The 23031-nt window shown below is 70.3% G+C and carries 21 protein-coding genes; 20 read left to right on the forward strand and 1 reads right to left on the reverse strand.

Annotated features, from left to right (window positions below; genetic code table 11):
* Nucleotides 1–4 precede the first annotated feature (4 nt).
* From ACQEVY_RS06495 to ACQEVY_RS06555, 13 genes are read left to right on the forward strand one after another with little or no spacing between them, the layout of a single operon-like run.
* Entirely contained in the window at nt 5–1543 is a 1539-nt protein-coding gene (locus ACQEVY_RS06495) for a right-handed parallel beta-helix repeat-containing protein (RefSeq protein ID WP_432945737.1), read from the forward strand.
* 1 nt (nt 1544) lies between these two features.
* Nucleotides 1545–2888 (forward strand): O-antigen ligase domain-containing protein, encoded by a 1344-nt coding sequence (locus ACQEVY_RS06500; protein WP_432945739.1) that lies wholly within the window; start codon nt 1545–1547, stop codon nt 2886–2888.
* Between the two features lie 8 nt (nt 2889–2896).
* Entirely contained in the window at nt 2897–4135 is a 1239-nt protein-coding gene (locus ACQEVY_RS06505) for a glycosyltransferase (protein ID WP_432945741.1), read from the forward strand.
* On the forward strand, nt 4132–5391 hold the full coding sequence (locus tag ACQEVY_RS06510) for a class I SAM-dependent methyltransferase (RefSeq protein ID WP_432945743.1): 1260 nt from the start codon (nt 4132–4134) through the stop codon (nt 5389–5391). Before ACQEVY_RS06505 ends, ACQEVY_RS06510 begins: the two co-directional genes overlap by 4 nt.
* Nucleotides 5388–6209: a glucose-1-phosphate cytidylyltransferase gene (locus ACQEVY_RS06515; RefSeq protein ID WP_432945745.1), complete on the forward strand. Its 822-nt coding sequence runs from the start codon at nt 5388–5390 to the stop codon at nt 6207–6209. The genes ACQEVY_RS06510 and ACQEVY_RS06515 overlap by 4 nt, the downstream gene beginning before the upstream one ends.
* A complete protein-coding gene (locus ACQEVY_RS06520; RefSeq protein ID WP_432945747.1) occupies nt 6206–6853 on the forward strand; it encodes a PIG-L deacetylase family protein in 648 nt (215 codons plus the stop codon). Before ACQEVY_RS06515 ends, ACQEVY_RS06520 begins: the two co-directional genes overlap by 4 nt.
* Nucleotides 6854–6856: 3 nt before the next feature.
* Nucleotides 6857–7882 carry an NAD-dependent epimerase/dehydratase family protein gene (locus ACQEVY_RS06525; RefSeq protein ID WP_432945749.1) on the forward strand — a complete coding sequence of 342 codons (1026 nt, stop codon included), beginning with the start codon at nt 6857–6859 and terminating at the stop codon, nt 7880–7882.
* On the forward strand, nt 7870–9165 hold the full coding sequence (locus ACQEVY_RS06530; protein ID WP_432945751.1) for a DUF4910 domain-containing protein: 1296 nt from the start codon (nt 7870–7872) through the stop codon (nt 9163–9165). The genes ACQEVY_RS06525 and ACQEVY_RS06530 overlap by 13 nt, the downstream gene beginning before the upstream one ends.
* A 5-nt stretch (nt 9166–9170) precedes the next feature.
* On the forward strand, nt 9171–10460 hold the full coding sequence (locus ACQEVY_RS06535; RefSeq protein WP_432945753.1) for a hypothetical protein: 1290 nt from the start codon (nt 9171–9173) through the stop codon (nt 10458–10460).
* Nucleotides 10457–11413 (forward strand): glycosyltransferase family 2 protein, encoded by a 957-nt coding sequence (locus ACQEVY_RS06540; RefSeq protein WP_432945755.1) that lies wholly within the window; start codon nt 10457–10459, stop codon nt 11411–11413. The genes ACQEVY_RS06535 and ACQEVY_RS06540 overlap by 4 nt, the downstream gene beginning before the upstream one ends.
* On the forward strand, nt 11410–12663 hold the full coding sequence (locus ACQEVY_RS06545) for a polysaccharide pyruvyl transferase family protein (protein ID WP_432945757.1): 1254 nt from the start codon (nt 11410–11412) through the stop codon (nt 12661–12663). Before ACQEVY_RS06540 ends, ACQEVY_RS06545 begins: the two co-directional genes overlap by 4 nt.
* Nucleotides 12660–13211, forward strand: a complete 552-nt coding sequence (gene rfbC, locus ACQEVY_RS06550) for a dTDP-4-dehydrorhamnose 3,5-epimerase (RefSeq protein ID WP_432945759.1) — start codon at nt 12660–12662, stop codon at nt 13209–13211. The genes ACQEVY_RS06545 and rfbC overlap by 4 nt, the downstream gene beginning before the upstream one ends.
* A gap of 7 nt (nt 13212–13218) precedes the next feature.
* Nucleotides 13219–14562: a glutamate-1-semialdehyde 2,1-aminomutase gene (locus ACQEVY_RS06555; protein WP_432945761.1), complete on the forward strand. Its 1344-nt coding sequence runs from the start codon at nt 13219–13221 to the stop codon at nt 14560–14562.
* A gap of 12 nt (nt 14563–14574) precedes the next feature.
* Here ACQEVY_RS06555 and ACQEVY_RS06560 read toward each other — a convergent pair whose 3' ends face one another.
* Entirely contained in the window at nt 14575–15261 is a 687-nt protein-coding gene (locus ACQEVY_RS06560; RefSeq protein ID WP_432945763.1) for a phosphatase PAP2 family protein, read from the reverse strand.
* 264 nt (nt 15262–15525) lie between these two features.
* On the opposite strand from ACQEVY_RS06560, the gene ACQEVY_RS06565 reads away from it, so the two are divergent.
* The 7 genes from ACQEVY_RS06565 to uidA all read left to right on the forward strand — a co-directional run bounded on the left by ACQEVY_RS06565 (nt 15526) and on the right by uidA (nt 22958).
* Entirely contained in the window at nt 15526–16296 is a 771-nt protein-coding gene (locus tag ACQEVY_RS06565) for a class I SAM-dependent methyltransferase (protein WP_432945765.1), read from the forward strand.
* Between the two features lie 130 nt (nt 16297–16426).
* Nucleotides 16427–16816, forward strand: a complete 390-nt coding sequence (locus tag ACQEVY_RS06570; protein WP_432945767.1) for a VOC family protein — start codon at nt 16427–16429, stop codon at nt 16814–16816.
* Nucleotides 16817–17135: 319 nt separating this feature from the next.
* Complete coding sequence (locus tag ACQEVY_RS06575; protein ID WP_432945769.1) at nt 17136–17882, forward strand: phosphotransferase family protein; 747 nt, start codon at nt 17136–17138, stop codon at nt 17880–17882.
* A 158-nt stretch (nt 17883–18040) separates the two neighbouring features.
* The gene (locus ACQEVY_RS06580) at nt 18041–18649 is read left to right on the forward strand and encodes a TetR/AcrR family transcriptional regulator (RefSeq protein WP_432955095.1); all 609 of its coding nucleotides are present in this window, start codon (nt 18041–18043) and stop codon (nt 18647–18649) included.
* A 339-nt stretch (nt 18650–18988) separates the two neighbouring features.
* Nucleotides 18989–20194 (forward strand): glycoside hydrolase family 1 protein, encoded by a 1206-nt coding sequence (locus ACQEVY_RS06585; RefSeq protein WP_432945771.1) that lies wholly within the window; start codon nt 18989–18991, stop codon nt 20192–20194.
* Nucleotides 20195–20220: 26 nt separating this feature from the next.
* Nucleotides 20221–21042, forward strand: coding sequence for an SDR family NAD(P)-dependent oxidoreductase (locus ACQEVY_RS06590; protein WP_432945773.1), 822 nt, complete (start codon nt 20221–20223; stop codon nt 21040–21042).
* 83 nt (nt 21043–21125) lie between these two features.
* A complete protein-coding gene (gene uidA, locus ACQEVY_RS06595) occupies nt 21126–22958 on the forward strand; it encodes a beta-glucuronidase (protein ID WP_432945775.1) in 1833 nt (610 codons plus the stop codon).
* Nucleotides 22959–23031: the final 73 nt, after the last annotated feature.

Here is a 23031-nt window from a genome sequence, read left to right on the forward strand (position 1 = left end):
GCGTGTGGGGATCAAGTGGCGACACTGGGCGTTGCCTGCGGCACCGCTGGCGCTGGTCGTGCTGGCGGCGACCAGCTGTACGAGCACGCCGGACACCGGGGCGAAGCCGACCGAAACGTCTTCGGCCTCCGGGGCACCCTCCGCGTCCGCGGCCCGGGTGTGCGCCAAGCCGGCGGCCGGTCCTGCGAAGGCGCCGGCGGGCGCGGTGACCGTCGACCCCAAGGTGGTCGGTGACCTGGCGGAGAAGACGACGAGCAGCCCTCCAGGTACCACGTTCTGGCTTCGACCGGGCAAGCACAGGCTCGACCCGGACCGCTATGCCCAGGTCATCCCCAAGGAGGGGAACCGCTACCTCGGCGCGCCGGGCGCGGTACTCGACGGCCGGAAGACCAACCAGTACGCGTTCGGCGGCAGTGCCCGCAACGTCACCATCCGCTACCTGACCGTGCAGCGTTTCGTCGCGCCGCACGACGAGGGCGTGGTCAACCATGACTCGGCCGACGGGTGGGTGATCGAGCACGCGACGGTCCAGCACAACTCCGGGGCCGGGCTGATGGCCGGTGCCCGCCAGCAGGTCCGCGCCAGCTGTCTGCGTGACAACGGCCAGTACGGCATGAACGCGTACAAGGCCGGCGACTCTCTCCGCGGCCTGGTGATCGAGGGCAACGAGATCGTGGGCAACAACACCGGCGACTGGGAACGTCGGCGGGAGGGCTGCGGCTGCACCGGAGGCATCAAGTTCTGGGCCGTCAACGGCGCCGACGTACGCGGCAACTGGGTGCACGACAACCGCGGAACAGGGTTGTGGGCGGACACCAACAACAACGACTTCCGCATCGAGAACAACGTGATCGAGGCCAACGACGGTGCCGCGCTGATCTACGAGACCAGCTACAACGCGGTCATCCGGAACAACAAGATCCGGCGGAACAACTGGGTCGAGGGCCGCAGGGAAGCCGCCCGCGGCGACGACTTCCCGTTCGCGACCGTCTACCTGTCCGAGTCCGGCGGCGAACCACGGATCAAAGCCCGCACGGACAAGATCGAGATCTACCGGAACGTGCTGGAGAACAACTGGTCCGGGATCACCCTGTGGGAAAACGCCGACCGGTTCTGCAACAGCCCGGCCAACACCTCGTCCGGTGACTGCACCTTGCTGGCGCGGGACACCGACCGCTGCGTGCAGCCGGCGATCGCCAAGCCACCGCTCTACGGCGACTGCCGGTGGAAGACCCAGCGGGTGGACATCCACGACAACCGCTTCGTGCTGGACAAGTCCGTCGTCAAGTGCACGGCGAAGTGCGACCGCATGGCGGTGCTGTCCAACTACGGCACCTATCCGGACTGGTCGCCGTACAAGGGCGAGCGAGTGGCTGACGCGATCACCGGCAAGCAGCAGAACCGCTGGTACGACAACGTCTACCGCGGACCATGGAAATTCGTCGCCCACGACCCGAGCCGGGTACTCGGCTTCGGACAGTGGCAGGGCAAGACCTATCAGCAGGACGCGGGCAGCACCCTCGCCCCACGGGCCGGTGGTTGAGATGGGCGGGGACCTGCGGCGCGGTGGGCTGCCGGGCGGACCGGACACGGCGGGCACGCGGTCCGGCGCCGAACCGCGCCCTGCCGGCACCCAGCCCGGCGCCGAACCGCGTCCTGCCGGCACACCGAAGATCGTCGGTGTCGTGTGGGGGTTGCTGATCCTCAACACGCTCGGCTCCACCGGGGCGAAGACCATCATCCCGCTGCCCCGCTCCCTCATCCAGATGCTCACCATGGGCGCGCTGCTCGCCGCGTTCACGCTGGCGCTCGCCGTCAACCTCCGGCTGCGCATCCGACCCAGCGCCTTCGTGTTCCTGCTCACCCTGCTGCTGGTGCCGAGCATGATCTCCAGCCTGCAACTGGAGTCCGGCTTCGGCGCGCTGTTCCGCTGCGCCCGGCTGGCTCTCTTCATCGGCACACTGTGGCTCCTCAGCCGCTGGTGGGACGGCAGCCTGTCGTTCGTCCGGCACCACATCCGGATGTACTTCCTGGTGCTCGGGTCGGCGGCCGCCGGCCTGCTCATCTCCCCGGGCGCGGCCCTCCCCGAGACCTACGGCGGCCGCCTTGTCGGCGCGTTGTGGCCGCTCACCCCGCCGCAGATCGGACAGTACGCCGCAGTGATCATCGGGCTCACGGTGCTGCTCGTCATGGGCGGCCGAACCACCAGGGGCAGCGCGGTGATGGTCATCGTGCCGTCACTCGTCCTGCTCGCGCTGACCCATACCCGCACGGCCACGGTCGGCCTGCTCATCGGCCTTGCGTTGGCGATCGGTTCGCTCGTCCTGACCAGCGCCGCCGCCCGCCGGTTCTTCGCCTGGGCGGTACTGGTGTCCGCGGTGGCCGCGGTGGGGTTCGCCTCCGCGCTCCAGGCGTGGTTCCTGCGCGGACAGAGCCAGGAGTACTTCACCAGCCTCACCGGCCGGGCCAAGGTCTGGGACGCACTGCTGGCAGCGCCCCGGACGACCTCGGAGAAGTTGTTCGGCGTGGGCTTGGGCGACAAGTCGTTCGGCGGGCTGCCGATCGACAACAGCTGGCTGGCCGTCTACCAAGAACAGGGTCTGATCGGCGTCATCCTGGTGGCGGCGATCATCGTCGTCCTGTCCGGCGTCGCGTTGCTGCGACCACCGTCGCTGCAGAGGGCCTGCGCGATCTTCCTGATCAGCTACTGCGCGATCGCGTCGTACACCGAGGCCGGGCTCGGCGACGCCTCGCCGTATCTGCTGCATCTGGCCCTGGCTGCCTCGCTCCTTGCGGCACCTGCCGCGGTCCCGCCCCTCGCGACGCCCGCAATCCGTCAACCGCCCGCAGTCCGTCAACGACGTATCCCGCGCTGGGCCCGGAGGTGACCTTGAGCATGCACATCCTCGTGGTGCACAACCACTACTCCTCGGGACAGCCGAGCGGGGAGAACAAGGTCGTCGACCAGGAGGTGGAGCTGCTGCGCGCGGCCGGCCACCGGGTCGAGGTGTTCGAGCGGCGCAGCGACGACATCGCCGGGCGCTCCCTCCTCGGCAAGGCCGCGGTGCCACTCCTTGTTCCGTGGAACCCGGCGGTCCGCAAAGAGCTCGCCGCCCGACTGCGCACCTCACGCCCTGACGTGGTGCACCTCCACAACGTTTTCCCGCTCCTGTCCCCCGCGGTCCTCGCCGCCTGCGCCGACGCCGGCGTGCCCGCCGTCGCCACGCTGCACAACTACACCCAGGTCTGCCCACCCGGCACACTGCAACGGGACGGTCGGCCGTGCACCGAGTGCGTCGGGTCGACGCCACTGCCCGCCGTCCGGCACGGCTGCTACCGGAACTCCCGCCTTGCGACCGTGCCGCTCGCGGTCAGCCTGTCCGTCAACCGGCAGCGGTGGTGGTCCGGCGTGGAGCGGTTCTTCTGCCTCTCCGCGACGCAACGCGACATCCTGGTGCGGGCCGGCATGCCGGCCGAGCGGCTGGTGGTGAAGCACAACTTCGTGCCGGAGCCGGGCGTCTGCCGAGCGGGCGACGCCGAGCATCTGCTCTATCTCGGCCGGCTCGCGGAGGCCAAGGGCGTACGGCTGCTCATGGCCGCGTGGGACGAGATCGCAGCGAGCGGCGGTGTGGGCGTACCGCTCGTGATCGCCGGCGCGGGACCACTGGAGCAAGAGGTGACCGCCTGGGCGGCGGGCCGGGACGACGTGCGCTACGTCGGCCTGCTGGACCCGGCGGAGAGCCGGAAGGCCGTCGCGCGGTCGGTCGCCGTGGTGGCTCCCTCGACGTGGCTGGAGGCGTTCGGCCTGGTGGTCGTGGAGGCGATGGCGGCGGGAGTCCCGGTCGTCGCCGCCGGTCACGGCGCCTTCGTCGAACTCGTCGAGGACGGGGTGACCGGGCTGCTGCACCGCCCGGGCGAGCCCGCCTCGCTCGCGTCGTGCATACGCCGGATCGCGGCCGAGCCGGACCGCAACCAGGAGATGGGCCAGACGGCCCGGCGCCGCTACGAGCAGCGCTTCAGCCCCGCCGTCGGGCTGGGGCGCCTGGTGGACGAGTACCGCACCGCGATCGCGGGTCGGACGGCAGCAAGCGGACCGAATCAATGGGGGACGGAATCAATGGGGGGCAGTAGATGACACGATGCCGACTCTGCGGCTCGGCGACACTGGCGAGCGTCGTCGACCTGGGGGCGACCCCGCCGTGCGAGAGCTTTCTCGCCGCGGACCAACTGGATCTGCCGGAACCGGCGTACCCGTTGCACCTGCGGGTCTGCACCGACTGCTGGCTGGCGCAGATCCCGCCGCTGATCACGCCGGAGGAGACGTTCAAGGAGTACGCGTACTTCTCCTCGTACTCGACCTCATGGGTGGAGCACGCGCGCACGTACGTCGACGACGCCGTACAGCGGCTCGCCCTGGACACCAAAGGCTCGGACGCCTTCGTGGTCGAGGTCGCGAGCAACGACGGGTACCTGCTGAGGCATGTGGTGGACCGGGGGATCCGCTGCCTCGGCATCGAGCCCTCGGTGAACGTCGGCGCCGCGGCACGGGACGCGGGCGTGCCCACGCTCACGGAGTTCCTGAGCCCTGACACGGGCTCGGCCGTCCGCGCCGAACACGGCCCGGCGAACCTGGTCGTGGCCAACAACGTGTACGCGCACATCCCCGACGTGGTCGGGTTCACCCAGGGGCTGCGCGCGCTGGTCGCCGACGACGGCTGGGTCTCCATCGAGGTACAGCACCTGCTGAGCCTGATCGAGGACAACCAGTACGACACGATCTACCACGAGCACTTCCAGTACTACACGGTCGCGTCCGCGACCAGGGCACTGGCAAGCGGCGGACTCGCCCTCGTGGACGTCGAGTTGCTGCCCACGCACGGCGGCTCCATCCGGCTGTGGGCCCGGCCGGCCGAGGTGGCGGGAGAACCGAGTCAGCGGGTGGCCGACGTACTGGCCAGGGAGAAGGCCGCCGGACTGCAGGAGCTGTCCGGATACACCGAGTTCTCCGCCCGGGTGGCCAAGGTGCGCCGGGACCTCCTCAAGTTCCTCATCGAGGCAGCCGAGCGCGGCGAGACGGTCGTCGGCTACGGCGCCCCGGGCAAGGGCAACACCCTGCTCAACCACTGCGGCATCCGCCCCGACCTGCTCCCGTACACGGTCGACCGCAACCCCTACAAGCACGGCAGGTTCACCCCGGGCACCCGCATCCCGATCCTGCCGCCCGAGCAGATCGCCGCCGACAAACCGGACTACGTCCTCGTCCTCCCGTGGAACCTGCGGGCCGAGCTGGTCGAGCAGCTGTCGTTCGTGCACGACTGGGGCGGCCGGCTTGTCTTTCCCATACCGGAACTGAGCGTTGTCGAGGTCGCGTCTCGAAAGGGCACAGCATGAAGGTCGTACTGTTCTGCGGCGGTTACGGGATGCGGATGCGGAGCGGTGCCGCGGACGACGTACCCAAGCCGATGGCGATGGTCGGCCCGCGACCACTGATCTGGCATGTCATGCGCTACTACGCCCATTTCGGGCACAGGGAGTTCATCCTCTGCCTCGGCTACGGGGCCCACCACATCAAGGACTTCTTCCTCAACTACCAGGAGACGGTGTCCAACGACTTCGTGCTGCGCGGCGGGCGCACCGAGCTGCTATCCACCGACATCGCCGACTGGACGATCACGTTCGCGCAGACCGGCATCGAGTCACCGATCGGGGAGCGGCTGCGCCGGGTGCGGCACCACCTGGACGGCGACGAGATGTTCCTCGCCAACTACGCCGACGTGCTCACCGACGCCCCGCTGCCCGAGATGATCGACCGGTTCGCACAGCGCGACGCCGGTGCGTCGATGATGGTGGTGCCGCCGCAATCCTCGTTCCACTGCGTGGAGTTGGGCGAGGACGGACTGGTGGGAGGCATCACCGCGGTGAGCGATCTGCCGCTGTGGGAGAACGGCGGCTACTTCGTGCTCCGCCAGGAGATCTTCGACCACATCCCGGAGAACGGGGACCTGGTCGCCGACGGCTGCGCCCAACTGGCTAAGCAGGGGCGGTTGGTGGCGCACCAGCACCGTGGCTTCTGGAAGCCGACCGACACCGTGAAGGAGCGGGCCGCGCTCGACACCGCCTACGCCCGGGGCGACCGCCCGTGGGCCGTGTGGGAACGGGACGGCGCGGGCGCGACCGGCAGCAGAGACGGCGCAGGGGTGAGCGCGTGATCCGGCTCGGCGCCGGGCGCCTGGACCGGATCGTCGCGGTGGGCGCGCACTGCGACGACATCGCCATCGGCGCGGGCGGCACGCTGCTGACGCTGTGCCACGCACGACCAGGTCTCCGTGTCGACGCACTCGTGCTCTCCGGCGGCGGCAGCGAGCGCGAGCAGGAGGAGCGGGCCGCACTCGCCGCCTTCTGCCCGGGCGCAGACCTGCGGCTGACCGTACTCAAGCTGCCGGACGGCCGGATGCCCGTGCACTGGGACGAGGCCAAGGCCGCGGTCGAGGAGCTGCGCGCCCAGACCGACCCGGACCTGATCCTGGCCCCGCGCACCGACGACGCGCACCAGGACCACCGCGGACTGGCGCAGCTGATACCCACCGCCTTCCGCGACCACCTCGTACTCGGCTACGAGATCGTCAAGTGGGACGGCGATCTCGGCCGCCCGGCGGCCTACCAGCCGCTGTCCCCGGAGATCGCCGAACACAAGGTGCAACTGCTGCAGGAGCACTACCCCTCGCAGCGGCACCGGCCCTGGTACGACCGGGAAGCCTTCCTCGGCCTCGCACGCATCCGCGGTATCGAATGCCACGCGCGCTACGCCGAGGCCTTCGCCGTCACCAAACTCACGCTCAACCTGGGGGGTTGAACCTTGCGCGTACTACTGACCGGACACCAGGGCTATCTGGGCACCGTGATGGCCCCGGTCCTCACGGCTGCCGGACACGAAGTCGTCGGCCTCGACGCCGGCCTGTTCGCCGACTGCGTCCTCGGCCCGACGCCCGCGGACCCGCCGGGTCAGCGGGTGGACCTGCGCGACGTCACGGCCGACCACGTGGCAGGCGTGGATGCTGTAATCCACCTGGCCGCCCTGTCAAACGACCCGCTGGGCTCGCTGGCGCCGGAACTCACCTATGACATCAACCATCACGCGTCCGTACGCCTCGCCCGGCTGGCCCGCGACGCCGGAGTGCAGCGTTTCTTGTACGCGTCGACCTGCTCGGTGTACGGCGCCGCCGGCGGCGACGAGTTGGTGGGCGAGGATGCTCCGCTGCGGCCAGTAACCCCGTACGCGGAGTCCAAGGTGCGGGTGGAGGACGACCTGCACGCGCTGGCCGACGGCGACTTCACCCCCGTGTTCATGCGCAACGCCACCGCCTTCGGCTACTCACCCCGGCTGCGCGCCGACATCGTGCTGAACAACCTGGTGGGCCACGCGCTGCTGTCCGGCGAGGTGCGGGTGCTCTCCGACGGCACCCCCTGGCGTCCGCTGGCGCACGCCGCCGACATCGCACGGGCCTTCGCGGCCGCGCTGACCGCGCCGCGGGAAGCGGTGCACGACCGGGCGTTCAACATCGGCAGCGAGATCAACAACGTCACGGTCGCCGAGATCGCCGAGCAGGTCGCCGAGGCGGTAGACGGCTCGAAGGTGGTGATCACCGGGGAGAACGGTGCGGATCCGCGGTCGTACCGGGTGGACTTCTCCCGGTTCCGCGCCGCGATCCCCGGCTTCGACTGCGAGTGGACGGTGAAGCGGGGCGCGCTCGAACTCGCCGACGCCTACCGGAAGTTCGGGCTGACCCGGGAGGACTTCGAGCAACGCTTCACGCGTCTCGCCGTGCTGCGCGCGGCGTCCGAGGCCGGTGCCGTGGACGACACCCTGCGGTGGCGCCCGTGACCGAGACCGGCTTCGGCGAGCAGATGTACGCCCTGGTGGAGCGGACGTACCCGCTGTGCCGGAGCATCACCGGCGACGGCGTACGCGCCACCCTGGACATCGTCGGCGAGTACATCCCGCTCCAAAGGCACGAGGTGCCAACCGGGACGCAGGTGCTCGACTGGACCGTGCCGCAGGAGTGGAACATCGGCGACGCGTACATCGCCGACTCCACCGGCCGCCGGGTCGTCGACTTCGCCGCGTCCAGCCTGCACGTACTCGGCTACAGCGTGCCGGTGTCGGCGACCATGCCCCTGTCCGAGCTGCGCGCGCACCTGCACACCCTGCCGGACCACCCCAACTGGGTGCCGTACCGCACCAGTTACTACAAGCCGGACTGGGGATTCTGCCTGGCCCAGAACACCCTGGACGCGATGCCGGACGGCGAGTACGAGGTGCATATCGACTCCACCCTCGCCGACGGCCACCTCACCTACGCCGAGCACGTGGTCCCCGGGCAGGTCCCCGACGAGGTGATCGTCTCCTGCCATGTCTGCCACCCGTCGCTGGCCAACGACAACCTGGCCGGCATCGCGGTGGCCACGTATCTGGCCCGGGCGCTGGCGGAGCAGGAGCAACCGCCGTACTACACCTACCGGTTCATCTTCGCGCCCGGCACCATCGGCGCGATCACCTGGCTGGCCCGCAACAAGGAGCGGGTGGAACGGGTCAAGCACGGCCTGGTGCTGGCCTGCGCCGGAGACCCGGGCCAGTTGACGTACAAGCAGAGCAGGCGCGGCGACGCGGAGATCGACCGGGTGATGCGGCACGTGCTGGCCGCCTCCGAACGCCCGCACCGCGTCACCGAGTTCACTCCGTACGGCTACGACGAGCGGCAGTACTGCTCGCCCGGGTTCAACCTCGGCGTCGGCTCGCTCACCCGCACCCCGTACGCCGGCTACCCCGAGTACCACACCTCGGCGGACAACCTGGACTTCGTCTCCCCCGAGGCGATGGCGGACACGCTCGCCGTCTGCCGCGAGGCGTTCGCCGTCCTTGACCGCAACCGGCGGTACCTCAACCTCAGCCCTTACGGCGAACCGCAGTTGGGCCGGCGCGGGTTGTACGACGCCCTCGGCGGCCGAAGCGACACCAAGCAGGCCCAGATGGCCATGCTCTGGGTGCTCAACCTCTCCGACGGCGAGCACAGTCTGCTGGACGTCGCCGAGTGCTCCGGGCTGCCGTTCGACACCGTCGCCGCCGCGGCCGACGCCCTGCACGGCGCCGGGCTGATCAAGGCATGACGCCGATGACCACCGAGGGGGACAGGACGAGACCGAAGTCGGCGAACGCCAAGCGGGCCCTCGCCGGCCGGCTGTCCTGGGGACTGGCCGACCAGGCCGCCTCCAGCATGTCCAACTTCGCGGTGGGCATCTACGTGGCCCGCTCGCTGGGCGTGACCGCGTTCGGCGTGTTCAGCCTCGCCTGGGTGACCTACGGCGTGGTGCTCAACGTCTCGCGCGGCCTGGCCACCGACCCGCTCGTGGTGCGCTTCAGCGGTGTGCCGACCGCGTCCTGGCGCGCGGCGGTGGCCCGGTCGACGGGTACCGCGCTCTGCGTCAGTGCCGCACTCGGCACGGTGTGCCTGGTGGTCGGGCTGGGCGTCGGCGGCCGTATCGGCACCGCCTTCGCCTGCCTCGGAGTCGTACTGCCGGGGCTGCTGCTGCAGGACGCATGGCGGTTCGCGTTCTTCGCCGCCGGCACCGGGCGGAAGGCGTTCGTCAACGACCTCGTGTGGGGCATCGCGCTCATCCCGGCCATGGTGGTGGCGGCCCGCGTGGGCAGCGTGTCCGCCTTCGTACTCGCCTGGGGCGGGTCCGCCGCGGTGGCCGCGGTGTACGGCTGCTTCCAGTCAGGCATCCAGCCCCATCTGACCGGTGTGCGCGACTGGCTTCGCGCGCACCGCGACCTCGGCTACCGGTACCTGGTCGAGAACGTCAGCAGCAGCGGCGCGGGCCAACTGCGGGTGTACGGACTCGGCGCGATCGTCGGGGTAGGCGCGGTGGGCGTGATCCGGGGCGCCGAGCTGCTGCTCGGCCCGTTCATGGCTGTGCTGATGGGTCTTTCGCTGGTCACCGTCGCGGAGGCGGCCCGGGTGCTGCGGCGGGCCCCGCACCGCCTCGGCGCGTTCTGCCTCCTGCTCGGCGGCGGGCAGGCCGCCGCCGCGCTGCTCTGGGGCGGTGCGCTGCTGCTGGTCCCCGACCGGCTCGGCGAGTTCGTGCTCGGCGGCGTCTGGAGCGCTGCCTCGGAGCTCATCGTGCCGGTCACTCTCGGCGTCGTGGGCGCGGGACTCGGCACCGGCGCGGCGGCCGGACTGCGCGCGCTCGGCGCGGCCCGCCACAGCCTGCGCGCCCAACTGTTCGCCTTCGCCTGCTACGTCAGCGGCGGGCTCGGCGGGGCGGCCGTAGCCGGAACGGTCGGCTCGGCGTGGGGCGTCGCCGCCGCGACCGTCACCGGCTCCGCCGTGTGGTGGCTGCACCTGCGGTCCGCCCTGCGCGAGCGCCACCAAGATTCCATCCGTGAAGTGAGGACGCCATGACCGCCCATCCCCGGCTGAGCATCGGCCTGCCCGTGTACAACGGCGAGGAGTATCTCGCCGAGTCGCTCGACGCCCTGCTCGGCCAGACCTACGAGGACTTCGAGCTGGTCATCTCCGACAACGCCTCGACCGACGGAACCGAGGACATCTGCCGTAAGTACGCCGCGCAGGACTCGCGCATCCGGTACATCCGGCTGCTCCGCAACATCGGCGCCGCGCCGAACCACAACTACGTGTTCACCGAGTGCCGCGGCGAGCTGTTCAAGTGGGCGTCACACGACGACCTCTACGCCCGGGACCTGTTGCGGCGCTGCGTGGAGGCGCTGGACGCGCGGCCCGACGTGATCCTCGCCCACGCCGACCAGGCGGTCATCGACGAGGACGGCAAGGTCAAGGTCCCGTACGAGTACACGCTCGCCACCGCCTCGCCGAGCGCGCCCGAGCGTTTCCGCAGCATGCTGTTCGAGCCCGGCGGCGACGACTTCTACGGGGTGATGCGGGCCGACGTGCTGCGCCGGGTGAAGCCGCACGACAGCTACCACCACGCGGACCGCACGTTCGTCGCCGAGATCGGCCTGCACGGGCCCTTCCACCAGGTGCCGGAGCTGCTGTACTTCCGCCGCGACCACCCCACCCGCGCCGAGCGGGCGAACCCCTCCAAGCGCTCCCGGTGCGTCAACCTCGATCCGCGCCGGGCCGGCCCGCTGCACCCGACGCCCCGGCTGCTCGCCGAGTACGTCCTCGGCTTCGTCTCGGCGATCCGGCGGGCGCCGTTGTCCTCGGCCGACCGGCGCGCGTGCTACCGCCACTTGGCCGCGTGGATGACCAGCCGGGCCCGGCCGGGCGCCGGCGAGCGGGTCGAGGACCGCGCCCCGGTCGACCCGGACCAGCTCACCGTCTCCGTCGACGCCCTCGTCGCGGGCCGTGAGGGTCGTGAAGGGAGGCAGGCATGACGTCTGCGGGTGAAGCCCCGGTGCGCGTAGGGGTGTTCGGCCTGCTCGGCTCCGGCAACCTCGGCAACGACGGATCGCTCGAGGCCGTGCTCGGGTACCTCCGCGCCGAGCACCCGGAGGCGGTCGTGGACGCGCTGTGCGGCGGGCCCGAGGTCGTCGCGGCCCGGTACGGGATCCCCGCGACGCGGCTGCACTGGTACCGCGGGGAGTACCGGACCGCGTCGCGGGCGGGCGCGATCGCGGGCAAGGGACTGGGCAAACTCGTCGACGCCGTCCGCACCGCTACCTGGGTGCGCCGGCACGACGTGGTGATCGTGCCGGGCATGGGCGTCCTGGAGGCCACGCTGCCACTGCGGCCGTGGGGCTTCCCGTACTCGCTGTTCCTGCTCTGCGCGAGCGGCCGACTGCTGCGCACCCGGGTCGCGCTGGTCGGAGTCGGCGCCGCACCGATCGGCAACCGGCCGACCCGGGCCCTGGTGCGCTGGTCGGCGCGACTGGCCGCGTACCGCTCATACCGCGACACCCAATCCCGGGACGCCATGCGGGAGATGGGCGTGAACACCACACGCGACGAGGTCTACCCGGACCTGGCGTTCGCCCTTCCGACGCCGGAGGCGAGCGCGCCCCCGGACGGCCCGCCGGGCCAAGTCTGCGTCGGCGTCATGGACTTCCACGGCGGCAACGACGACCGCGCCCGAGCCGAGGAGATCCACCGGCGCTACCTCGAGGGGACGACCCGCTTCGTCCGCGCACTCGTCGAGGACGGCAGGCCGGTCCGGCTGCTCACCGGCGACGCGTGCGATGCGCCGGTGGTCGCAGCGATCCTGGACGCGGTGGACTCGCCGCTGGTCACCGCCGCGGAGGCGGCCTCGCTGGCCGACCTGATGAAGGAGACGGCGGCTGCCGACACGGTGGTGGCGACCCGGTACCACAACCTGGTCTGCGCCCTGAAGGTCGGCACACCGACGCTCGCTCTCAGCTATGCGGCGAAGAGCGACGCACTCATGGACCGGATGGGCCTCGGCGCGTACTGCCACCCGGCTCACGAGGTCGACGCCGACCGGCTGCTGGAGCAATTCCGGGCGCTGGAGGGGCGGTCGGCGGAGCTGCGGCGGACCCTCGCCGAGCGGAACCGGGTCGCCGCCCGTCAATTCCAGGAGCAATTCGCCGAGTTGACCGCGGCCCTGTTCCCGACGACCGACCACGCCAGAGCCCGCGCCCACGCCCGCACTCGCCAGGAGACCCCATGAAAGCGACCGAAGTCCCGGAGATCGCCGGGGCGTACCTGTTCGAGCCGACGCCGTACGCCGACGAGCGCGGCTTCTTCTGCCGCACCTTCGACGCCGACGTGGTCCGCTCGGTGGGCCTCGACCCGTACGCCTTCGTCCAGGACAGCCTGTCCCGCTCGGTCCGGGGCGTGCTGCGCGGCCTGCACCTGCGCTCCGGCGCCGGCGAGGCCAAGCTGGTGCGGTGCTCGTACGGGAGGATCTTCGACGTCGTCGTGGACCTGCGGCCGGACTCGCCGACGTACCTGAGCCGGGCCTTCTTCGAGCTGTCCGACGAGACGCAGGCGACCCTGTACATCCCGGCGGGCTGCGCACACGGCTTCCAGGCGCTCACCGAAACCGCCGACACCTCGTACCGGATCGACCGCCCGCACGATCCGACCGAGGACGTGACGATCGCCTTCGACGACCCGGAGCTCGCCATCCCCTGGCCGCTGCCGGTCACATCGATGTCCCAGCGGGACCGGAAGGCGCCGAGCCTCGCCGAGGTCCTGAAGCAATTGGAAAGCTGAGGTCCACGTGGACACCGAACACACCGTAGAGACCGATGAGTTCGTCCTGCCGCGATCGCGGACGGCGAACGAGCGGCTGCACGCCATGATCCCCGGAGGCGCGCACACCTACGCCAAGGGCGACGACCAGTACCCCGAGAACCTGGCCCCGGTCATCAGCCACGGCCACGGCGCCCACGTGTGGGACATCGACGACAACCGCTACATCGAGTACGGCTCCGGCCTTCGGTCGGTCAGCCTCGGCCACGCCCACCCACGCGTACTCGAGGCGGTACGGCGGGAACTCGACCGCGGCAGCAACTTCGTACGGCCGTCCGTCGTGGAGGTCGAGGCCGCGGAACGCTTCCTGGCCACGGTGCCGACCGCCGAGATGGTGAAGTTCGCGAAGAACGGCTCCGACGCCACCACCGCCGCGGTGCGCCTCGCGCGCGCGGTCACCGGGCGCCCGCGGGTGGCGATCTGCGGCGACCATCCGTTCTTCTCGGTCGACGACTGGTTCATCGGTACGACGCCGATGTCGGCCGGTATTCCGGCGGCGACCACCGAGCTCACCGTGGCGTTCCCGTACGGGGACTTGACCGCCACGGAGGAACTGCTCAACCGGTACGTCGGCGAGATCGCCTGCCTGATCCTCGAACCCGCCGGCCACACCGAGCCGCCGCCCGGCTACCTCTCCGGCCTGCGCGACCTTGCCGACCGGCACGGCTGCGTGCTGATCTTCGATGAGATGATCACCGGCTTCCGCTGGTCCGAGGCGGGCGCCCAGGGCCTGTACGGCGTCGTCCCCGACCTCTCCACGTTCGGCAAGGCGCTGGGCAACGGGTTCGCCGTCTCCGCCCTTGCCGGGCGCCGCGAGCTGATGGAGCGGGGCGGGCTGCGCCACTCCGGCGACCGGGTGTTCCTGCTGTCCACCACGCACGGTGCGGAAACGCACTCGCTGGCTGCCGCGATGGCCGTGCAGACCACGTACGTCGAGGAGGGCGTCACCGCCCAACTGCACGCTCTCGGCGAGCGGTTGGCCGCCGGTGTCCGCGACGCCGCGGCGAGCATGGGCGTCGGCGAGCACGTCGTCGTCCGGGGCCGGGCCAGCAACCTGGTCTTCGCCACCCTCGACGAGAACGGGCAGCCGTCGCAGCAGTACCGCACTCTGTTCCTGCGGCGGCTGCTCGCGGGCGGGGTGCTGGCCCCCTCGTTCGTGGTGAGCAGCGCGCTCAGCGACGCCGACATCGACCACACCATCGACGTAGTGGCGCAGGCATGTGCGGTGTACCGGAAGGCGCTGGACGCCGCCGACACCACCCCCTGGCTGGGCGGGCGACCAGTGAAGCCCGTGTTCCGCCGCCTGGCGTGACGTGACGTGACGTCAGCGATGCTCCAGCCGACCGGCGTTGGCCGTCCGATCGCCAAGCCGGTCAGCCATCCGGTCGACCAGCCACGCCGTCGCCGGTACCACCGCCAGCGCGGTGCACCAGCCGCCGAGGACATCGGTCGCGTAGTGCGCGCTCAGAGCGACCTGCGCCCACCCCATGGCGGCGCCGGCAACCAGCGCCGCGGCGAGTACGAGTGACATGCCGGCCGTCCTTCCGAGACCGAGCCGCCCGATCGCGATCAGCGCCACCACCAGGGCGAACGCGGTGAGAAAGGCGGTGTGCCCGCTCGGGTAGGACAGATTGCCGTCGCCGTGGATGGTGCGTCCCACCAGGGGCTTGAGCAGCTTCACCGTCCCCACGGTCAGGGCGACTCCCGCAACGACGAGCACCGCTGCACGAGGCCACCGAAGCAACAGGCAGCCTGCCACGGCGGCCACGACCAGCATCGCGGCTCCGGCGGGCTCGCCCAGGAAGTCCGTGGCCAGAGCGACCCGCCGCCACGGCGGCCGCACACTGTCCGCCGTCGGCTCGACGATCCATCTGTCCACCCTGCCGGGCTCGCTGTGACCGGCGTACAGAACCCCGAGCCCCACGACCACCAGCGCGGCAAGCGCCGCGATCAGCCCGAGCCACGCGCGCAGCGACGGGGGCAGCACCGCGGGCGCCGAACGTCGGGTCACCCCTTCATCCGACCGGCGCCTACTGTCACATTCCCCCACCAACGAGCCCCCGTTGTGTCTGATTTTGTCACCCTAACCAACAATGCGTCCGCGGCGATGCGGTCGCGGAAAACCGCCATCGGAAAGTCCGAATGCACCGCGGGCCTCGGTGCCGTGGACCAGCCTTCGACTGCCGCGTAGCGAAGTTCGCCGTCCCACTGCGCGTCTGCGGCCGCGATCTTATGCTGACACCAAGGGGTAAGGACGATATGGGGGGCATGCCTGATGAGGGCGGTAAGCAAGGGAACGTCAGCATTGAAGTCCGGGGTCAAGCGGCTCCTGGGACGTGCTGGATTCGACATCGTGCGCAGCACCAACAATCTGGGGGGCGTCGACGACTTCATCCCGTTCGAGGCAACGATGCGGGCCGCACGGGCGGCCGGCCTGTCGGTGGGTGACTACATCGACGAGGTCATGAACGGGACGCCTGGCGCCACCCAGTCCACCATCGATGAGCTGAGCGCTCTCGGCGTCTTCGCCGCCAAGCCGCAAACGGTGCTGGAGATCGGTCCCGGGTCCGGACGGTACCTGGAGAAGACGCTGAAGGAGTGTTCGCCGGACCGCTACGAGATCTACGAGACGGCAGCGCCCTGGGCCACCTACCTGGTGGACGCCTTCGGCGTGGTCGCCCAACCGACCGCAGGAAGCAGCCTCGCCCCGACACCCGACGCCAGCGTCGACCTCGTACAGGCCCATAAGGTCTTCAACACCGTGCCCTTCCTCGGCGCCTCGCGCTACTTCTTCGAGATGGCACGCGTTACGCGACCCGGTGGCCGGATCGTCTTCGACGTCATGACAGAAACCTGCCTGGACCCGGCCGCGGTACGCACCTGGGCCACGCAGGGCGGCGCGGGCCACGACTCCTTCCCGGCCGCCATGCCTCGCCAGACATGCGTGGACCTCTTCGCAACCCTCGACTGCAGCCTGGAGGCCAGCTTCGTGGCACCCATGGGTGTCGGCTCCACGGAGGTCCTTCTCTTCGGCAAGAGCGCCTGACCCTTATCTCTCCCTGAGGGTGACGCGCGGCGGCCATCCGGACGCGAGCCCGCGAGGCGGGTGTCCGGGTGGTGGTCCGCTGGGGGTGGCCTCGGAAATCGGGGACGGCACACGTGAAGGAGACACCGGCATGTTCGGACAGTCGAAGGCGTTCAGCGGCTTCTCGGTCGACGACCTGGGAAAGGCCCGCCAGTTTTACGGCGAGACCCTGGGCCTCCAGGTGGAGGAGAGCGGGCAAGGCGACATGAGGATGCTCACGATCAAGCTGGGCAGCGGCGCAAGCGTCTTTGTCTACCCCAAGGACAACCACACACCCGCGAGTTTCACGATCCTGAACTTCCCCGTGGACGACGTCGAGGCGGCCGTCGACGAGCTGGCGCAGCGCGGCGTGAGCATGGAGCGCTACCCGGAGTTCGCGCCCGACGCCAAAGGCATCGTCCGGGGCCCCGAGGGCCCAACGGCGATCGCCTGGTTCACGGACCCGGCGGGCAACGTCCTGTCCGTGATCCAGGACTCCTGACAAAAGTGTCAGAGGTCGGTGTCGTGCACGAGGCCACTAGGCCCTGTCTCCCCGATCTTCGCGGGCGCGCGACGCCTGGCACGGCACCTCGCCGCACGGCCGCATCACCCAAGTACGTCCAGTACGAGGGCGATGCGGCCGCACGCCGATGCTCCCCCACTGCCTGAAGGGCGTGGGAGGTGCCCCCAGCACCAGACGCCGCGCGCTGATCCGCGAAGATCGGAGAGACAGGACCTAGGCAGTGGGACGCGGTCAGCCTCGTAATCACAGGCGATAAACCCGGCGACGTCGGCGATCATCCCCGGGATACTGGTCGCCCATGGATGAGGTCAACGTCGTCGTCGCGCATTCCGAGCGCGCGACGCTTCGCGTCGGTGACGTGTTCTTGAAGGTGGACGCCGATCAGACGCGCCTCGACGTCGAGGTCGAGGCGATGGCCCTCGCGCCGGTCCCGACCCCGCAGGTCCTGTGGCGCAAGCCGCCCGCGCTCGCGATCGCCGCACTCCCGGGCACGACGCTCGGCCGCCTCGGCGGGCCGTCGACCGGGTCGCCGACGGCGTGGGCCGCGGCGGGCGCCGCCATCCGGAAGCTGCACGACGCGCCCCTGCCGCCCTGGCCGGGCCGAGCCGGCCGGAGCATCGTCGCCCTGGCGGCGGAGCTCGACGCCGAGTGCAAGTTGCTCGTGACGAACGGCGTCCTGCCCGCCGACCTGGTCACCCGCAACCGCCAGGTCGCCGAGGCCGCGCTCCGGCCGTGGACCCCGGCGTTCACGCACGGCGACCTGCAGATCGCGCACGTCTTCGTCGACGGCGACGAGGTCACCGGCATCATCGACTGGTCCGAGGCGGGCCAAGGTGATGCCCTGTACGACCTCGCCACCTTCACGCTCGGACACGAGGAGCACCTCGACGACGTCATCGCCGGCTATGGCACCGACATCGACCTCGACGTGATCCACGCGTGGTGGTCGCTGCGCAGCCTGCTGGCAGTTCGCTGGCTGAGCGAGCACGGCTTCGACCCCTTCGCACCGGGCTGTGAGGTCGACGTACTGAGAGCCCGTATGTGAGGCCGCGCGGGGCCGACCGCCACGTATGCGTTCTTACGCATCGAGCAGGCCATCTCCCTGGGACGATCGCCAGCCCGGCGGTAAATACCAACCACCGGTAGGTTTTAATGGCTCAGCTACTGCGCTGGACGGACTTCGCCGAGGAGAGTGAACGCACCGTGGGTCAGGCAAAGGCGCGTGGGCCGTACGCCAAGACACCGGCCCGCCGAGCGGAGATCGTACGGGCCGCACGCGACAGCTTCGCCGAGAACGGCTACGCCAAAGCCTCCCTGCGCGACATCGCGGAGCGGGCCGGCATCACCCACGCCGGCCTCCTGCACCACTTCCGCAACAAGGACGAGCTCCTCGCCGCAGTCCTCTCCGAACGCGATGCCGAGGAATGGCAGCAGGGCCTGGAGCAGGTCGACAGCCCGGACGAGCTCGCGCCCTACCTCGCCGAACTCATCCGCCACCACCAGAAGGCGCCCGAGCTGATGCGCCTGTGGATCGAACTCGCCGCAGCGGCCTCACGACCGGATCATCCCGCCCACGCCTACTTCGTCGAACGCTACGAACGCGGGCGCACCCAGTTCGCCGAGGGCTTCCACGAGAACGCCGCCCGCGGCACGCTGCGCGCGGGCGTAAGCCCCGAGAGCGCCGCGGTCCTCTTCCATGCCGTACTCACTGGGCTCCAGTTGCAGTGGGTCCTCACCCCGGGCCTCGACATCGTCAGCCCCGTCACCGACTTCGTCCGCCTCCTCTTGGACCACGACCACACCGACGAGTGAGCGGATCGGCGCCCAACTCGGCGCCCAACTCGGCGCTGCGGCACGCTCATTGGACACCGGTCGGCGGTCAGGGCCGATCGCCGAACAGCGCGTAACCCCACACCGGCTCGTCGCCGGCCGCCAACGCGACGGACGGACAACGGCGCGGCCGACCCCTGCCCTGCCCTGCCCACAGTGCGCTCACTTCCCACTGACCGAGGCGCTGCAATGTAACGCTTCGATCACGAAGTAGAGCAGCGACCTTCCCGCCCTTGCGGCCCCGATCTACGGTCCAATCCAAAACCAACCACATGGTAAGAGTTGGCGGGCCAGCACGCCGCGTATGGAAAGCAGTCGACGATGACCGAATTCCCTCCCGGGTTCCTCTGGGGAGCCTCCACCGCGCCGCACCAGATCGAGGGCAACAACCTCAACAGCGACTTCTGGGCGAGCGAGGGGCGCATGCCCGGCATGGAGCGCAGTGGCGACGCCTGCGACAGCTATCACCGGTACCGCGAGGACATGCAACTGCTCGCCGACGCCGGCCTCAACGCGTACCGCTTCGGCATCGAGTGGGCACGGATCGAGCCGGTCCCCGGGATGATCTCGCGGGCCGAACTCGCCCACTACCGGCGGATGATCGACACCGCATTCGAGCTCGGCCTGACGCCCGTCGTGACCCTGCACCACTTCACCAGCCCGCTCTGGTTCGCCCAGGAGGGCGGCTGGCTCGGTGACCGCGCCGTGGAGCGGTTCCGGGCGTACGCCGAGGCGGTTGCCCCGATCCTCGACGGCGTCGAGTGGGTCGTCACCATGAACGAGCCGAACATGCTGGCCATCATGATCGGCATGGCACGGGCGTTGCAGGACGACCCGCACGCAGCCGACGCGTGGATGAGCCCCACCCTCGACAACGAGAGTCCGCGGCCGAAGACGCCGGCCCCGGATGTGAAGATCGGCGAACGGCTGGTCGAGGCGCACCACGCCGCCCGGGACCTGCTGCGCGAGCGCACCGGCGCCAAGGTCGGCTGGACGGTCGCCAACCGCGCCTTCGTCGCCCGCCCGGGGGCGGAGGAGAAGAAGCGGGAGCTGGAGTACATCTGGGAGGACCTCTACCTGGAGGGCTCGCGCGGCGACGACTTCGTGGGCGTGCAGTCGTACTCGAGCCAATGGGTCGGCCCGGACGGCGTCGAGCCCCACCCGCAGCACCCGGACAACACGCTCGTCGGAACCGCGTACCGGCCCGACGCCCTGGCCATCGCCGTACGGCACACCGTCGAGGTCACCGGCGGCATGCCGATCCTGGTCACCGAGAACGGCATCGCCACCCGCGACGACACCCGCCGGATCGCCTACACCGACGAGGCCCTGAAGCACCTTCAGGTGACGCTCGCCGACGGGGCCGACGTACGCGGCTATCTGCACTGGAGCCTTCTCGACAACTACGAGTGGGGCCACTGGGAGCCGACGTTCGGACTGGTCGAGGTGGACCGCGAGACCTTCGAGCGCCGCCCCAAGCCCAGCCTCGCCTGGCTCGGCGAGACCGCCCGCCGCGGGCTCAACTGACCGCCCCGGCATCGGAAGGACACATCGTGCAGGTATCCGTACCCGACGTCTCGTCGCGGTCCCTGGCGGAACTGATCTCGCTGTCCGGGCGGAGGGCCGTCGTAACCGGCGCGGGCCGCGGACTGGGCCGGGCCATCGCCGAGCGCCTGGTCGAAGCCGGCGCGGACGTGCTCGTCGCCGACATCGACCGCGAGCTCGCCACCACCGTCGCCAAGAGCCTCAACGCGCGCCGTCCGGGGTGTGCGGTGGCCGTCCACGTGGACGTCACCGACGCCGGGAGCGTCGTCGGGGCCGCCGATCTCGCGGTCCGGGAGCTCGGCGGGCTCGACATCTGGGTCAACAACGCCGGGATCTTCCCCAGCGTTCCCGCGCTTGAGATGTCCGAGGAGACCTGGGACGAGGTGTTCGCCGTGAACACGCGCGGTGTCTTCCTCGGTTCCCGGGAGGCGGCGCGCCGGATGCGCGAGGCCGGGAGCGGCGGCGTCATCGTCAACGTCGTCTCCACGGCTGGGTTTCGGGGAACGGCCCCAGGGCTCGCCGCTTACGTCGGCTCCAAGCACGCGGCGCGCGGCATCACCCGCCAACTCGCCCTGGAATTCGCACCGTTCGGCATTCGCGTCCTGGGCGTGGCACCGACATTCGTGCCGACCGAGGGGAACATGGCGGCAGCCGCCGAGGCCGGGGTCTCTCTGGACGCCGAGTCCCTCATGTCCGTCATGAAGCCGGGCCCGCTCGGACGGCTCGGCGTCCCCGACGACATCGCCCGCGTGGTGCTGTTCTGCGCGAGCGACCTCTCCGCCTTCATGACGGGGAGCACCCTCCTCGCCGACGCCGGCGAAACGATCTGAGTCCGCGCATCCGCGACACCGCACCCACCTCGTCCTCCCCGGCCCACCGGCCCACCGGCCCCGCAACGACGCGTAGGAGCCCCATGCTCTCCCCCCGCACCAGCCCCACCCGTGACATCGTCAGCCTCGACGGCCTGTGGCGGTTCGCCCTCGATACCCGCGCCGGCGCCACCCCGTGGACGTCGCGGCTCACCTCGCCCCTCGAAGCCTCCGTCCCCGCCAGCTACAACGACCTGTTCGTGGACCCCGAGATCCGTGACCACGTCGGCGTCGTCTGGTACCAGCGCGAGGTGCGGGTGCCGCGCGGCTGGGTGGGAGATCGCGTGGTTCTCCGCTTCGGCTCCGTCACCCACGCCGCGCAGGTCTACGTGGACGACCGGCTCGTGGCCGAACACACCGGCGGCTACACGCCGTTCGAGGCGGACCTGACCGGAATCGTCGCCCCCGGCGCCGAGTTCCGGCTCACGGTCGGCGTCGACAACCGGCTGACGAACGTGACGATCCCGCCGGGCACCGTCACCACCGGCCCCGACGGCCGCCAACGTCAGTCGTACCTGCACGACTTCTACAACTACGCGGGCATCGCGCGCCCGGTCCGCCTGTGCAGCACGCCGCGGACCTACGTCGAGGACGTCACGGTCGTCACCGGTCGGGACGGCGCGGCCGGCATCGTCGAGTACCGCGTGGAGACCGCCGGCGAGGACGCCGACACGATCGCCGTCCGGGTACGCGCGGTCGACGAGGCAGGCCACACGGTTGCGCAGGCATACGGCCCCGAGGGCATCCTCCGCATCGAGGACGTGACCCTGTGGCAGCCGGGCGCCGCCTACCTGTACGGCCTCGTGGTGGAGTTGACCGACGAGGCGGAGCCCGCTGCGGCGGAGGTGGTCGACAGCTACACCCAGCCCTTCGGCGTCCGCACCGTCGAAGTGCGCGGCACGGACTTCCTCATCAACGGCGAACCGTTCTACTTCACCGGTTTCGGCAAGCACGAGGACACCCCTGTCCGAGGCAAGGGCCACGACGACGCCTACCTCGTCCACGACTTCCAGCTCATGGAGTGGACCGGCGCCAACTCCTTCCGCACCTCGCACTACCCGTACGCGGAAGAGGTGCTCGACTTCGCCGACCGGCACGGCTTCGTCGTCATCGACGAGACCGCCGCCGTCGGCCTCAACCTGGGCGTCATGGGCGGCCTCACCGGCCAGGCACCGACCCCGACCTTCGCTCCGGAGAACTTCGGCGGCACCACCCGCGACGTCCACGCCGAGCACCTGCGCGAGTTGATCGAGCGGGACAAGAACCACCCGAGCGTGGTGTTGTGGTCCCTCGCCAACGAACCGGCCTCCAACGAGGAGGGCGCCCGCGAGTACTTCGGGCCGCTGGTCGAGCTGGCCCGCAAGCTCGACCCGACCCGCCCCCTCACCTACTCCGCGGTCATGTTCGCCACCCCGCAGAACGACCTGATCGGCGACCTCTTCGACGTACTGAGCATCAACCGCTATTACGGCTGGTACGTGTTCACCGGCGACCTCGCGACGGCCGAACAGGCCCTGGAACAGGACCTGTTGGGCTGGGCCGCGCGCTTCGGCAAGCCGGTCATGATGTCCGAGTACGGCGCCGACACCCAGCCCGGTCTGCACTCGATCTGGGACACCCCGTGGAGCGAGGAGTACCAGAGCGACTACCTCGCCATGTACCACCGCGTCTTCGACCGCATCCCCGAGTTCATCGGCGAACACGTCTGGAACTTCGCCGACTTCCAGACCGCCGCAGGCATCCATCGCGTGGACGGCAACAAGAAGGGCGTGTTCACCCGCGATCGCAAGCCGAAGACGGCTGCGTTCGCCCTCCGCCGCCGCTGGCACGGCCTGAGCGGGCGCAAGCCGGGCCCGCACACCGACGCCCCTCACTGAAACGTTCCAACCACAGCTTGCCCTCGTAACGGACCAACTGCCGTGCCACCTCGCACACATGAGACGAAGGAGT

The sequence above is a fragment of the Streptomyces sp. CA-288835 genome, assembly GCF_050936385.1.
Classification (GTDB): domain Bacteria; phylum Actinomycetota; class Actinomycetes; order Streptomycetales; family Streptomycetaceae; genus Streptomyces.